The sequence below is a fragment of the Aliivibrio sifiae genome, assembly GCF_002954715.1.
Taxonomy (GTDB): Bacteria; Pseudomonadota; Gammaproteobacteria; order Enterobacterales; family Vibrionaceae; genus Aliivibrio; species Aliivibrio sifiae.
Map to the genome: position 1 here is coordinate 99962 of NZ_MSCP01000003.1, position 13664 is coordinate 113625.

At 40.5% G+C, this 13664-nt stretch carries 16 protein-coding genes; 4 read left to right on the forward strand and 12 right to left on the reverse strand.

Translation table 11 applies throughout. The features are described 5' to 3' along the window. Positions 1 to 111: 111 nt before the first annotated feature. From fusA to fkpA, 8 genes are all read right to left on the reverse strand, one after another. The gene (gene fusA / locus BTO23_RS18845; RefSeq protein WP_060993283.1) at positions 112 to 2208 is read right to left on the reverse strand and encodes an elongation factor G; all 2097 of its coding nucleotides are present in this window, start codon (positions 2206 to 2208) and stop codon (positions 112 to 114) included. 134 nt (positions 2209 to 2342) lie between these two features. Further along, positions 2343 to 2813: a 30S ribosomal protein S7 gene (gene rpsG, locus BTO23_RS18855; RefSeq protein WP_060993284.1), complete on the reverse strand. Its 471-nt coding sequence runs from the start codon at positions 2811 to 2813 to the stop codon at positions 2343 to 2345. A gap of 94 nt (positions 2814 to 2907) precedes the next feature. Next, positions 2908 to 3282, reverse strand: a complete 375-nt coding sequence (rpsL, locus tag BTO23_RS18860) for a 30S ribosomal protein S12 (RefSeq protein WP_005417208.1) — start codon at positions 3280 to 3282, stop codon at positions 2908 to 2910. A gap of 165 nt (positions 3283 to 3447) precedes the next feature. Beyond that, positions 3448 to 3735 (reverse strand): sulfurtransferase complex subunit TusB, encoded by a 288-nt coding sequence (gene tusB / locus BTO23_RS18865; protein ID WP_105064325.1) that lies wholly within the window; start codon positions 3733 to 3735, stop codon positions 3448 to 3450. 3 nt (positions 3736 to 3738) lie between these two features. After that, complete coding sequence (tusC, locus tag BTO23_RS18870; RefSeq protein WP_060993286.1) at positions 3739 to 4095, reverse strand: sulfurtransferase complex subunit TusC; 357 nt, start codon at positions 4093 to 4095, stop codon at positions 3739 to 3741. A gap of 29 nt (positions 4096 to 4124) precedes the next feature. Beyond that, a complete protein-coding gene (gene tusD, locus BTO23_RS18875) occupies positions 4125 to 4517 on the reverse strand; it encodes a sulfurtransferase complex subunit TusD (protein WP_061004819.1) in 393 nt (130 codons plus the stop codon). Continuing rightward, positions 4514 to 5218, reverse strand: a complete 705-nt coding sequence (locus BTO23_RS18880; RefSeq protein WP_060993508.1) for a helix-turn-helix transcriptional regulator — start codon at positions 5216 to 5218, stop codon at positions 4514 to 4516. Before BTO23_RS18880 ends, tusD begins: the two co-directional genes overlap by 4 nt. A 163-nt stretch (positions 5219 to 5381) precedes the next feature. Continuing rightward, positions 5382 to 6176 carry an FKBP-type peptidyl-prolyl cis-trans isomerase gene (gene fkpA, locus BTO23_RS18885; protein ID WP_060993288.1) on the reverse strand — a complete coding sequence of 265 codons (795 nt, stop codon included), beginning with the start codon at positions 6174 to 6176 and terminating at the stop codon, positions 5382 to 5384. Between the two features lie 128 nt (positions 6177 to 6304). Here fkpA and BTO23_RS18890 point away from each other — a divergent pair, with 128 nt between their 5' ends. Both BTO23_RS18890 and BTO23_RS18895 read left to right on the forward strand, forming a co-directional pair. Next, positions 6305 to 7318, forward strand: coding sequence for a WD40 repeat domain-containing protein (locus BTO23_RS18890; RefSeq protein WP_105064326.1), 1014 nt, complete (start codon positions 6305 to 6307; stop codon positions 7316 to 7318). Then, entirely contained in the window at positions 7318 to 7542 is a 225-nt protein-coding gene (locus BTO23_RS18895; RefSeq protein ID WP_060993290.1) for a SlyX family protein, read from the forward strand. The genes BTO23_RS18890 and BTO23_RS18895 overlap by 1 nt, the downstream gene beginning before the upstream one ends. A 291-nt stretch (positions 7543 to 7833) precedes the next feature. Here the strand turns inward: BTO23_RS18895 and slyD are convergent, their stop codons facing one another. Genes slyD through kefG form a run of 4 tightly spaced genes read right to left on the reverse strand, consistent with a single transcriptional unit; the run spans position 7834 to position 11055 of the window. After that, the gene (gene slyD, locus BTO23_RS18900; protein WP_060993291.1) at positions 7834 to 8424 is read right to left on the reverse strand and encodes a peptidylprolyl isomerase; all 591 of its coding nucleotides are present in this window, start codon (positions 8422 to 8424) and stop codon (positions 7834 to 7836) included. 56 nt (positions 8425 to 8480) lie between these two features. Then, positions 8481 to 8675, reverse strand: coding sequence for a YheV family putative zinc ribbon protein (locus tag BTO23_RS18905; protein ID WP_060993292.1), 195 nt, complete (start codon positions 8673 to 8675; stop codon positions 8481 to 8483). 47 nt (positions 8676 to 8722) lie between these two features. Further along, complete coding sequence (gene kefB / locus BTO23_RS18910; RefSeq protein ID WP_061004825.1) at positions 8723 to 10513, reverse strand: glutathione-regulated potassium-efflux system protein KefB; 1791 nt, start codon at positions 10511 to 10513, stop codon at positions 8723 to 8725. Continuing rightward, a complete protein-coding gene (gene kefG / locus BTO23_RS18915; RefSeq protein ID WP_105064327.1) occupies positions 10513 to 11055 on the reverse strand; it encodes a glutathione-regulated potassium-efflux system ancillary protein KefG in 543 nt (180 codons plus the stop codon). Before kefG ends, kefB begins: the two co-directional genes overlap by 1 nt. Before the next feature lie 200 nt (positions 11056 to 11255). On the opposite strand from kefG, the gene BTO23_RS18920 reads away from it, so the two are divergent. Together BTO23_RS18920 and BTO23_RS18925 are read left to right on the forward strand one after the other, a co-directional pair. Then, positions 11256 to 13187, forward strand: a complete 1932-nt coding sequence (locus BTO23_RS18920) for an ABC transporter ATP-binding protein (RefSeq protein WP_105064328.1) — start codon at positions 11256 to 11258, stop codon at positions 13185 to 13187. Continuing rightward, positions 13171 to 13662, forward strand: coding sequence for a TIGR02444 family protein (locus BTO23_RS18925; RefSeq protein WP_105064329.1), 492 nt, complete (start codon positions 13171 to 13173; stop codon positions 13660 to 13662). Before BTO23_RS18920 ends, BTO23_RS18925 begins: the two co-directional genes overlap by 17 nt. Positions 13663 to 13664: the final 2 nt, after the last annotated feature.

Genomic DNA, 13664 nt, shown 5'->3' on the forward strand with positions numbered 1-13664 from the left:
CACGATCGTGTTCCTTCCTAGTTATGATTCGCCTTATCGAACAGTGATAAGGCGCGCCAGAATTTGCTATTTTATGCGTCAATTGCTCTTGACGCAAGGGTATTGAGTATTTTATCCGCGTTCAGCGATGATTCTGTCGGCTACATTCTTCGAAACTTCGCCATATTCGGAGAATTCCATAGAATAAGATGCTCGACCTTGTGTCGCAGAACGTAGAGATGTTGCATAACCAAACATTTCAGAAAGTGGAACTTGAGCACGGATTGTTTTCAATCCAGCAATGCCATCGTCCATACCTTCAATCATGCCACGGCGACGATTTAAATCACCAACAACATCACCCATCCAGTCTTCTGGAGTGGTTACTTCAACTTTCATCATTGGTTCAAGAATAACAGGTTGTGCTTCAAGCGCACCTTTCTTGAATGCCATTGAACCAGCGATCCTGAACGCCATTTCATTGGAGTCAACATCGTGGTATGAGCCATCAAACAGCGTAGCTTTAACGTCGAGTACAGGATAGCCTGCTAACACGCCGTTATTCATTTGCTCTTCGATACCTTTTGCTACTGAGCTGATGTATTCACGAGGAACAGCACCACCTACGATTTCGTCAACAAACACGAAACCTTCATCAGGTTGTGATGGTTCGATTTTTAGCCATACGTGGCCGTATTGACCGCGACCACCAGATTGACGTACGAACTTACCTTCCACTTCCGCACTTCCACGGATAGTTTCACGATATGCTACTTGAGGCTTACCAACGTTACATTCAACACTGAATTCACGTTTCATACGATCAACGATAATATCTAAGTGTAGCTCACCCATGCCAGAAATCAGTGTTTGTCCTGATTCTTTGTCCGTTTCTACACGGAAAGATGGGTCTTCTGCCGCTAGTTTACCTAGTGCGATACCCATTTTTTCTTGGTCAGCGAGTGTTCTTGGTTCAACTGCGATTTGAATAACCGGTTCTGGGAATTCCATACGCTCAAGAATTACTTTTGCGTTTTGATCACACAGTGTGTCACCTGTCGTTACGTCTTTTAAACCAATCGCCGCAGCAATATCACCAGCACGTATCTCTTTCACTTCTTCACGCTTATTAGCATGAAGCTGAACAATACGGCCAAAACGTTCACGCTTTTGTTTTACTGAGTTATAAACACCGTCACCAGTATTAACAACACCAGAATAAACACGCATGAAAGTCAACGTACCTACGAATGGGTCAGTTGCAATTTTGAATGCTAACGCTGCAAATGGTTCGTTGTCGTCTGCATGACGCTCAACTTCATTGTCGTTTTCATCGATGCCTTTAATTGCAGGAACATCAACTGGTGCAGGTAAAAATTCAATAACAGCATCAAGAACCGCTTGAACGCCTTTGTTTTTGAATGCAGAACCACAAGTTGCTAATACAATCTCGTTATTTAATGTACGAGTACGTAATGCGCCTTTAATCTCTTCTTCTGACAGCTCTTCACCTTCAAGGTATTTGTCCATCAGTTCTTCAGAGGCTTCAGCAGCTTCTTCAACTAGGTTTTGACGCCATTCATCTGCAAGTTCTTGCATATCAGCAGGAATGTCTTCATAAGTGAAGGTCATGCCTTGGTCGGCTTCATTCCAGTTGATTGTTTTCATCTTGATAAGGTCAACAACACCTCTGAAATCTTCTTCTGCACCAATATTTAGTTGGATAGGAACAGGATTAGCACCAAGACGATTTTTAATTTGGCCTACAACACGTAAGAAATCAGCTCCAGCACGGTCCATCTTATTTACGAATACAATACGAGGAACTCCGTATTTATTCGCTTGGCGCCATACTGTTTCAGATTGAGGTTCTACACCCGATGAGCCACAGAACACAACAACCGCACCATCAAGTACACGCAAAGAACGTTCTACTTCGATTGTGAAGTCAACGTGTCCAGGAGTATCGATGATATTAATACGGTGATCGTCAAATTGGGCATCCATACCACGCCAGAAAGTCGTAGTTGCCGCAGAGGTAATAGTGATACCACGCTCTTGCTCTTGCTCCATCCAGTCCATGGTAGCAGCACCATCGTGAACTTCGCCGATTTTATGAGAAAGGCCAGTATAGAATAGAATACGCTCAGTAGTAGTAGTTTTACCTGCATCTACGTGAGCACAGATACCGATATTACGGTAGCGCTCAATAGGTGTATTTCGAGCCACGGTTGTATCCTCTTATCTTAGGGATTATTGCTATTTCCCAACGCAAATGCATTGAAATAGCGATAATGGCTAAGTGTTTTACTAAATGGGAAAGAAAGAAGTAAGGTGCAGCAAGGACTGCTGCACCTTCGGTATTACCAGCGGTAATGAGCGAATGCTTTGTTAGCATCAGCCATACGGTGAACGTCTTCACGTTTCTTAACCGCAGTACCTTTGTTCTCAGACGCGTCTAACATTTCGTTAGCAAGACGTTGAGCCATAGATTTTTCACCACGCTTACGCGCAGCTTCAACCATCCAACGCATAGCAAGTGCGTTACGGCGAACCGGACGTACTTCTACAGGAACTTGGTAAGTTGAACCACCCACACGGCGAGATTTAACTTCCACCGATGGACGAACATTTTCAAGAGCTTCTTCGAATACAGCTAAGTGATCTTTACCAGATTTCTCAGCCATTAATTCTAGTGCACCGTAAACGATTTTTTCAGCAGTTGATTTCTTACCGTCAACCATTACGATGTTTACAAATTTTGCCAACAGCTCAGATTTGAACTTAGGATCTGGAAGGATCTTACGTTGGCCTATTACGCGACGACGTGGCATGGAATATCTCCGTTGTTGTCTTCAGGTTATCCAAAACTTTTCAGTTTCTTCAAATTACAAATATTTAGTGTTTGGCCTTACTTAACGGATTCCATTAAGACTTAGGACGTTTCACACCGTACTTAGAACGACCTTTCTTACGATCGTTTACGCCTGCACAGTCAAGTGCACCACGAACAGTGTGGTAACGCACACCTGGTAAATCTTTAACACGACCACCACGGATAAGAACAACTGAGTGCTCCTGAAGGTTGTGACCTTCGCCGCCGATGTATGAAGTAACTTCAAAGCCGTTAGTTAAACGAACACGACATACTTTACGTAAAGCTGAGTTCGGTTTTTTTGGAGTAGTAGTATATACGCGAGTACATACACCACGTTTTTGTGGACACGCTTCTAGCGCAGGCACGTTGCTTTTAACAACTTGCTTTGCACGTGGCTTGCGTACCAACTGGTTAATAGTTGCCATTAAAATAGCTCCTGATTAGAGGTTCGAAAACTTTTGAAAAATCTATATCCCTATGGAAATAGGGACGCGAAATTCTAAGGCTGAACGTGATATGTGTCAAGAAATATACAGCACTATTAATAAACAATTTAAAAATAATTTATGTTTCTCGAACATAACACATGATTACCAAGTCATTATAGGTGAATGATCTTGGGTTAACGATACAAAGAAGTCATAATTAACCAGTTGAATTTTATCATCAATTAATGATTTAACCCCTCTAGCCTCTACATCTTCTTGCAATAAATAGCATTGTTTAAACGAAAGGATCAATGCATGATCTTTATGATCCAATATTCCCGCATAAACACTCTCTTGCGTTAATAAAAGCACATCATGTGTGGTATTTATTGGTAACTCATTACAATAGAGCGCTTGGATGTTCTCTTTTTTCGTTAAAATATGCAGCATAATTTAAAACACCATCACTTGAGCACATCGTGATAATTTCTCATTAATCTCTTGATTTGTTATAACATCTGCATCAATCAATAAGTTATTGTCTTTCAAACCTCGATTCTGTAATGCAGTTTGACATACATATGTCTCTTCAAGATCATATAACGACAACATTTTAAATCCAGCAACATAATCACGTGACAATACAAGTTCTGGTTGCTGATTTTCTAATAATTGGAATACCCCATCCCCAATAAAGAAAATTTGAATATCTTCACTGTATGCAGAAGCCGCAAGAATAGCATCTAGCCCTTCCCTGCCCTTCGTCGTTGAGTGCGGTGAACTTTGAAATACAAATCCAATACGATTCATGACTTGCCTATTATACTAATACTCAAAAATTAAAATTGAATCACACGATCAAACTTCAGCAATGCCGTAGCTAGACCACCTAAACCAGCCTGTTGAAAGCCTTGCGCTAGGTTATGCTGTTCTATCTTATGTTGTTCAGCTTCTTCTTGACCGATGACGCCACGGCGTAATGCAGCCGCAACACAAGTCTCTAATTCTACATTGTGTTCTTGTGCCAATGCTTGCCAAGCTTTAGTAAGATCAAACTCATCGTTAGCAGGTAAAATTAATGATGAGGCATTAAGCACCCCATCTTGATAAAAGAAGACTTTTTCTAACTGGTGACCTTGCTTAACAAGCGATTGTGCAAACTGAAAAGCTTGTCTAGACGCTTGAGTTCCATAAGCAGGTCCATTAACAACAAGTCCATAGCGCAAACTCACTTTTCACCATCCTCAGTTTTTCTCTGACGAATATAAAGGTACACAGTATGTTTAGAAATATTCAATTGATCCGCAACACGATTAATAGCATCTTTAATGTCAAAAATACCCTTATCGTATAAATCCATTACAATTTGCTTATTTTTAGCATTATTGCCGACTTCTTTATCTGCATTAATTTCATCAATAGTACGTTTAACGGTTTGATCTACTAGTTCATCAACATCACTAGCAAAATTAACACTTGAAGCCGCTTCATTTGCTTCTTCACTTGGCATAAAAGAATGTAAGACTTGAGAGAAAGGCGCATCTAAATTGATATTAATACATAACAAACCAATTATACGTTCATCACCATTGCGAATAGCTACTGTGATCGATTTCATCAGCACTCCACCTTTAGCTCGAGTGAAGTATGAACGTGAAAAATTACGTTTCGAACGCTGAATATCTTTCAGCATTTGCAAAGCCAAATCGGTAATAGGAGAACCCACTTTTCGGCCTGTATTCTCACCATTAGCAATTCTAATCGCTGATTTATTGATATCTTCTAATGAGTGCAGAACAATTTCACAATAGCTACCAATTAAACTAGCGATACCATCAACAACGGCTTCATACGAGCGTAAAATATGATGATCAAACTCTGTAAATGGTACTACCTCAGATAAACTTTCTTCTGCGATATTCTCAATATTCATATACACCAACTTAATATCCATTTATCCAACGAGCAAAAAAGCCAGTTGCTTAAAATAATTCCATCAAGTTTATCAGAATATTTGCATGAAAATAAAAAACCCCAGCCAGTGCTGGGGTTAATTCAGTGATCTAAAACAAAGTTTAGATTATTTATTGCTAAGATTATTTTGCAGGTTTTGCTGCATCTTTAATTTCTAGCAATTCAACATCGAATACTAATGTTGAGTTTGCAGGGATCGCTTGGTTACCTTGAGCGCCATAACCTAACTCAGCAGGGATAACAAACTTATACTTAGAACCAACATTCATAAGTTGAACACCTTCTGTCCAACCAGGAATTACTGCATTTAGAGGGAAAGTAGCTGGTTGGTTACGATCATAAGAGCTATCAAACTTAGTGCCATCGATTAGCGTACCTGAGTAATGAACAACTACAGTATCTGTCGCTTTTGGTTTAGGGCCTTCAGCTGGAGTAATTACTTGGTATAGAAGACCTGATTCAGTTTTCATTACACCGTCTTGTTTTTCAAACTCTGCACGGTAATCAGCACCGGCTTTAATGTTTGCTTCAGATTCAGCAGCGGCTTTCTTCTGTGCGATTTCAGCAACACGTTGATCTAGCGCTTGTAGAGCACCTTGAATTTCTTCATCGGTTAGACGTTCTTTGCCGTTGAATACGTCAGTAACACCTGCAAGTACATCTGCTTTTTTAAGGTCTAAACCAAGTTCTGTTTGTTTCTCTAAATTAGAGTTTAGGTATTTAGCTAGTGATGCACCAATTGCATAACCTGCTTTTTCATCTTCAGATGCAAATGTTGATGCCGTTGCACCTTCTGCTGGTGCTTCAATTTTTGCAGGTAACGTAGTTGCTTCTGTTTTTGGTGCTTCTTCTTTCTGACAACCAACAACGAATGCAACAGTTGCAGCAAGTAGCGATACTTTAAAGATAGATTTCATTTCAAAACTCCGATTATTTGAGGTCTTGCCTCAATTTTTTATTCAATTTTTTAGATAAAGATGCGAAATAACATTCATCACAATATACTAGTACTTATAGACACATTACAAACGAGTAGTTCAATTTGATGCGCGTTATCTCTCAATACACTGCAATTTTTGTCATTACGTTGACATTAGTGGGTTGTTTCTTTAACAATTCTGACGTTCAACGATGGGAAATGGCAACACAAGGCACAACCAGTTTTGCTTTAAGCCGCGATGCTCGCTTTGGGCTTTTCTTCGTCAAAGAAGGATCAAATGCTGCAAATACTGACAGCGAAATAAAAAGCGGACTGCATTTTTGGGATCTCGTCGATAATAAAGAGTTAACCTATTTTGGTGCTCAAGATCAGCATGATTCGACCGTTTCTCATATAACCATTTCTGATAACTCGCGCTTTGCCATTACAGCAACTCAAACTAATTTTGCCGTCTGGGATTTAGGCATGGGAGTCTCCGAGGGGTTATGGTCTATTTCTGATGGTATTATTCGTGATGTCGACATATCGAGTAATGGCCAACAAATATTGCTTGGCTTATCTAACGGTAAAGCCATTTATATTGATTTAGCAACAGGACGCAGACTTGAATTTCTCGCTCATCAAGAAAAAGTAAACTCAGTCGCTTTATCAGCTAATGGAAAATTTGCTCTCTCAGGTGGTAACGATCACTTTGCATATTTTTGGGATACTCAAACAGGTCAAATTCTACGTACATTCGAGCATGAAAAACGCGTTAGTCAAATCGCTCTACAACGAGACGGAAAATACGCACTCACAGCTGATGGTGGTAATGAAGCCTTTATTTGGGATTTAAAAACTGGGGATAAAATTACAGAACTCAGTACCTTTGCTCGCCAACAAGTTTTTTCTAGTGCTCGTTTTAGCGATGATGGAAAGTATCTAATCACAGGCTCACCCGCTGGCAGCATCATGTTATGGGATACTCTCTCAGGTAAGAAACAAGAACAATGGCGCGCCGAGCCATTAAAAGATGCACGCCCACCAACAGCGGTAGTGTATGATGTCGCCATTGATAAAAAACAAAGAGTCATTTCTGCCACCTCAGCCGGAATCGCTCAAGCTTGGTTGATAAGATAATGACAACAGATATTAAAAGATTAGAAGATAAGATCAGTGATTTGGAGTGTCAAATGGCGTTTCAAGAACAAACCGTTGAAGAGTTAAACGATGCGTTATCTCAGCAACAATTACTGATCACTAATATGCAAGTTCAGATGAAGTTCATGGTTGGTAAAATGAAAACGATGGATACATCAAGTATGGCGGATGCCTCAGAAGAAACACCACCACCGCATTATTAAGAGCAGGTTTCAGGAAGAAGAAGGACGCAATGCTCAAGACGGCTTCGCCTTGAGACGCTTCGTTTGAGAAAAGCATAAACAAAGTGATCGTTGTAATTACAGCGAGTAATACACTGTTCCCTCCCCTTAATAAGGGGGAGGAGCTAAAGTCAAAAGCTCCCCGCTGAATCCTACAACCCTCTTACTTAAACTCAAAAAAAAAGACCACAGGCTCAACACCTGTGATCTTCTTAATTCTTAAAGACGAAGTCCGCCCTTTAGCGTAGCGAGCTGAACCCTGTTCTTAAAAAATTACTTAGAACAGTTACCGCTACCACAACATTCGTGATCTTCTTTGTGCTCGTGAGAATGGCCTTCGCCACCACAACAACCGCCTTCGTGATCATGGTCGTGTCCGTGATCGTGACCACAGCCACCTTCTTGGTGAATATGGCCGTGCGCCGCTTCTTCTTCAGTTGCTTCACGTAGTGCTACAACTTCAACTTCAAAGCCTAGTGTTTGGCCAGCAAGCATGTGGTTACCATCAACAACAACTTCGTCGCCGTCAACTTCAGTAACTTCTACAGGGATTGGACCTTGATCTGTATCAGCAAGGAAACGCATACCAACTTCGATTTGCTCAACACCTTGGAATACGTTCGCAGGAACACGTTGAACCATCTCATCCATGTGCTCGCCGTATGCTTCTTCAGGAGTAACAGTGATGCTGAATTTATCGCCTGCAACTTTACCTTCAAGTGCTTTTTCAAGACCAACGATTAGGTTGTTGTGACCATGTAGGTAATCAAGAGGAGCTTCTACTGTTGATTGATCAACAACTACGCCTTCTTCAGTTTTTACTTGGTATGCAAGGCTTACAACAACATTCTTTTCAATTTTCATTTTAACTCCGGATGCACTTGGCACTAGTGGATGGTATTCAGTGTTGCAACATAATACTATTCAGGCTTAAAAACACCAATAACATCATCTTGCGCATGTTTGGTTTTTTCTATCGATTTTGGTGTTTTACGGTCTGTATGACCACATTCCACACACTCGACATGTTCAATATTACTTTCTTCCCACCAACGTAGCGTATCTGTTGTGCTACATGATGGACAAATCGCACCCGCAATAAATCGTTTTTTCACGGCTAATATCCTTGTGCTAGCTATACCTTTCAAAGTCAGTATAGAAATTAGTCCCAATGATTTTGGGCAGTACGCTCGTTTTCCATTTCCAAGCCAAAAATTTCTTCTAACTCTATTCGAGCTGCTTTTGCTTTAGAAGCCAGAACCTTGTCATCTGAATGCAATGGTAACAATTCTTTTAGCATAGCAACATCTAACTTTTTAAAATGCGATTCTGCACGTTTGGCCTGATAAGGATGCATACCCAAAGATGTGAGGGTTTGTCGGCCTAAATCAAGGGCACCATAAAAAGTTTCTCGTGAAAAGTGATCTACCCCTTCATTTAGTAACTCATAAGCCTCAACTCGACTTCTCGCCCTTGCTAATATTTTTAGATGTGGAAAATGTTGTTTGCACAATGCCACCACATCCATCACTTTTTGTGGGTCTGTCTTACATACTACAATCGCCTCTGCTTTTTCTGCGCCAGCTGCTCGTAATAGCTCAACTTGAGTAGCATCACCGTAATACACTTTATAACCAAATTTTCTCAATAAACGGATTTGGCTTGGGTCGCTTTCTAAAATTGTCAGTTTAATTTTATTTGCAAACAGCAAACGCCCGACGATTTGTCCAAAACGGCCAAAGCCCGCGATAATCACTTTAGGCTGAGTCGCATGAGTAAAATCTGATTGTGGCATTTCCTCTTCACTGTTTAATGTTCTCGCAAACCACTTATCTTGAGCAATCAGTAATAATGGCGTTGTCATCATAGACAAGCTCACTACGACTAATAAAAAGGCGGTTAACTCTCGACTTAATAACCCTTCCATTTGCGCCGCTGTAAAAAGCACAAAAGCAAACTCCCCACCTTGACTTAATATCATTGCCATCTGGCTACGAGCTTTAGCTTGAGTACCAAACAAACGCGCTAATCCATAAAGCAATAACCCTTTTGATGATACTAACAAAGCAACAGCAGCCAATATCTCTAATGGGTATTGCAGTAATAATCCTAAATTTACCGACATTCCTACCGCAATAAAGAACAAGCCTAATAACAAACCTTTGAATGGCTCAATCGCCACTTCTAATTCATGGCGAAACTCACTCTCAGCCAGCAACACCCCAGCCAGAAATGCACCGAGAGCCATCGATAAACCCAGTTGTTTCATCGCAGCAGAAACACCAATAACCAAAAGCAATGCGGCAACTGTAAACAGTTCTCTAGCACCACTTTTTACTACATAACTAAACAACGGTCTCAGTAAAAAATGACCAAGAGTGAAAATACCTATTACACCAACCAAAATCCATAAACCGTCTAGCCAATTGCCACTCGCACCACCAGCAAGTACAGGCAATATCGCAAGCATAGGGATCACTGCGATATCTTGAAATAACAAAACGGCAAAACCAGATTGGCCACTTTCAGAACCCGACAATTTACGTTCTTCAATTACTCGCAATGCAATCGCGGTAGATGACAAAGCCAACCCCATGCCTATAACAACACTCACTTGCCACGTTAAACCATAAAACATCATGGTTGCGGTAATCACACAAGACGTCACAACAACCTGGCTACCACCAAGCCCAATAATAGGTTTTCGCATCTTCCATAATTTATTTGGATTTAACTCTAGTCCAATCAAAAAGAGAAGTAACACAACGCCAAACTCAGAAAAGTGCAAGATCGCATCAACATCTGATATGAGTTGTAATCCCCAAGGACCAATCGCAATCCCTGCAAGTAAATAACCAAGTACGGCACCTAGGCCAAATCGTTGGGCTAAAGGAACAGTTACAACAGCCGCCGCTAAAAATATAGAACTGGTATGTAGCCAATCTCCTGCCATTAGCTTTCTCCTTTAGGGTTTACTAGCCATTGTCTATATTCATCAATAAATTGCTGACGTTTCTCTATCGTGATTTTTCGAGCCCAATATTGAATTGATGGGGTTAACCACTCCATTTGACACAAAGCTGCGGTGATCTTAAAAGGAATTAAAATATCATCCATTGAATATTGGTTATAACCCGTTTCAGAAAAAGCCTCTTCAATACCACCGGCAGTAATTACACTGCGCCACTGTTTACCCTTTAAAGCATTACCCTCACCATAGGCGAATCCCTTTCCAAGCACACAATCCATCCACTCTTTTAATAATGAAGGGCAAGAATAAAGATAAAGAGGGTGTTGAAAAACGATGATATCGTGCTGTGCTAATAATTCATGCTCATAAATAACATCAATAAAAAATTCAGGATAATGAGCATAAAGATCATGCACAGTGACATGCGGTAAATTTTGATATACGGATAAGATCGCCTTATTGGCAATCGAATGTTCCGGATCAGGATGAGCGAGGATAACTAATATTCTAGGCAACTGAGTCATAAATTCCTTTCTAGACTTCTCTTCTTATTATTTTAGATTAGGATGAATTGGGCTTTCACAATTAAAAATTATCACAAAATATCAACATACCCTACTATCCTCTCATCATACAGACTATTTCTATATCGACAATCTTCGCTCTTCCGCCTACTATGCTCTCCGTATTCACCATTTTGCCAACAAGAGAAGAACACCACAGCATGATTACGTTTTCAGACATTCAATTACTTCGTGGCGGAAAGCCATTACTAGAACAAGCCTCTGCCACCATTCATCCCGGTGACAAAGTTGGTTTAGTCGGAAAAAATGGCTGTGGTAAATCCACTCTTTTTGCACTTATTAAAGGCGAATTGAGTGTTGATGCCGGTTCAAACCGCGTACCTCAAAACTGGGAAATGGCATGGGTTGCTCAAGAAACTCCAGCACTAGAACGCAAAGCGATTGATTACGTTATTGATGGTGATAGAGAATTCCGTGGTTTAGAAGAACAGCTACTGAAAGCAGAAGCCGCAGATAACGGCACCTTGGTTGCTGAACTTCATAGCAAAATAGACATTGCTGGTGGTTATACAATTAACTCACGCGCCGCTGAGTTACTTAATGGTTTAGGCTTTTCACAACAGCAGATGGAGTGGAATCTAACTCAGTTCTCTGGTGGTTGGCGTATGCGATTAAACTTGGCTCAAGCCCTAATTTGTCGCTCAGACCTATTGTTACTTGATGAACCTACCAACCACTTAGATTTAGATGCGGTAATGTGGTTAGAGCGTTGGTTACAAAACTACCCTGGCACTTTAATGCTAATTTCTCATGACCGTGATTTTCTTGATCCTGTTATCAACCGTATTATTCATGTTGAGAATCAGCAATTAAACGAATACACAGGTAACTACTCGTCATTTGAAGTGCAACGTGCTGAGAAACTGGTACTGCAACAAGCTAAATATCAGAAGCAACAAAAGAACATGTCACACATGCAGTCATATATCGACCGCTTCCGTTATAAAGCCTCAAAAGCTCGCCAAGCACAAAGCCGTATTAAAGCATTAGAGAAAATGGAAAAAGTGCTACCAGCACAATTAGATAACCCATTCAGTTTTAACTTTAGAGAACCTGATGCTCTGCCAAACCCAATCTTAATGATGGATGAAGTGAGTGCCGGCTACGAAAACAACACTATTCTAGAGCAAATTCGTTTGAACCTTGTTCCGGGTAGCCGCATTGGTCTACTAGGCCGCAATGGCGCAGGTAAATCAACACTAATAAAATTACTCTCTGGAGAGTTAGCACCACAAAGTGGCGTATTTAATTATTCTCAAGGCGTAAAAATTGGTTACTTTGCACAGCACCAATTAGAAACTCTGCATGTAGAAGAAACACCACTGCAACACCTTATGCAAATTGCACCTAATCACACAGAGCAACAATTACGAGACTATTTAGGGAGTTTTGGTTTCCAAGGTGAAAAAGCGCTCGATAAAATTGGGCCTTTCTCTGGTGGCGAAAAAGCACGTTTAGTATTAGCACTTGTTGTATGGCAAAAACCAAACATGCTGCTACTCGATGAACCAACCAACCACCTTGATTTGGATATGCGCCAAGCCTTAACTATGGCACTGCAAACCTTTGAAGGTGCAATGGTTATCGTAAGCCATGATAGATATTTGCTGCGTGCAACTACTGATGACTTGTATTTAGTTCATGATCGCCAAGTCGTGCCTTTTGATGGTGACTTAACGGATTACTACAAATGGCTAACAGAACAAAATAAGACCGAGCGTAAAGAACAACTGCAACAAGATAAACAAGATAGCCCAAGCACCTCTACCAGTTTAAGTGCGGCAGATAAAAAAGAGCAAAAACGTAAAGAAGCCGAATTCAGAAAGCAAATAGCACCACTACGTAAAGAAGTGACTAAGCTTGAAAAGAAAATGGATAAGCTAAATGAAGCGCTAAGCCAATCTGAAGAAGAACTGGGTGATGTGTCTTTGTATGAAGCCGAAAACAAAAAACGCTTAACTGAAGTATTAGCCATTCAAGCATCTGCAAAATCGGAGCTTGAAGAAGTCGAAATGGAATGGATGGATCTTCAAGAACAAATTGAAGAAAAAGAGAATGCCTCTCAGCTATAACCTTCCAATCAGTAAACAACAAAAGGCTTTGCTTACTTGCGAAGCCTTTTGGACTTTCTCGTTATCCCATTATAAGAATCAAGATGTACAATCAGCCGCTCTCATCTTACAGGATCAGTATCAAGGCAATGTGAATCTTGCTCTACTTTTACACTGGCTTGATTCCCTTTATATTGCATTCCCGTCAGTGCATATTCCCTATTTTAAGAAAGCACTAATTACAACAGATACCCTACTTACCTCTTATCGATCATTAAGAAAACAGATCAAACAAACGGTGGACATATCTCTTTATCAACAAGCTCTTCAGTTTGAACTGCAATTAGAAAAACAACAACAAGCTGATCTTATTGATACGGTTCTACGTATTGAATTGATGCAAGCAAACCAACACGGCAGTTTATTACAGACTTATTGCTCCTCACTCAATGCCGATTCATTATATCTTTCTCTACAAGCTAAAAAGGGATCCTAATT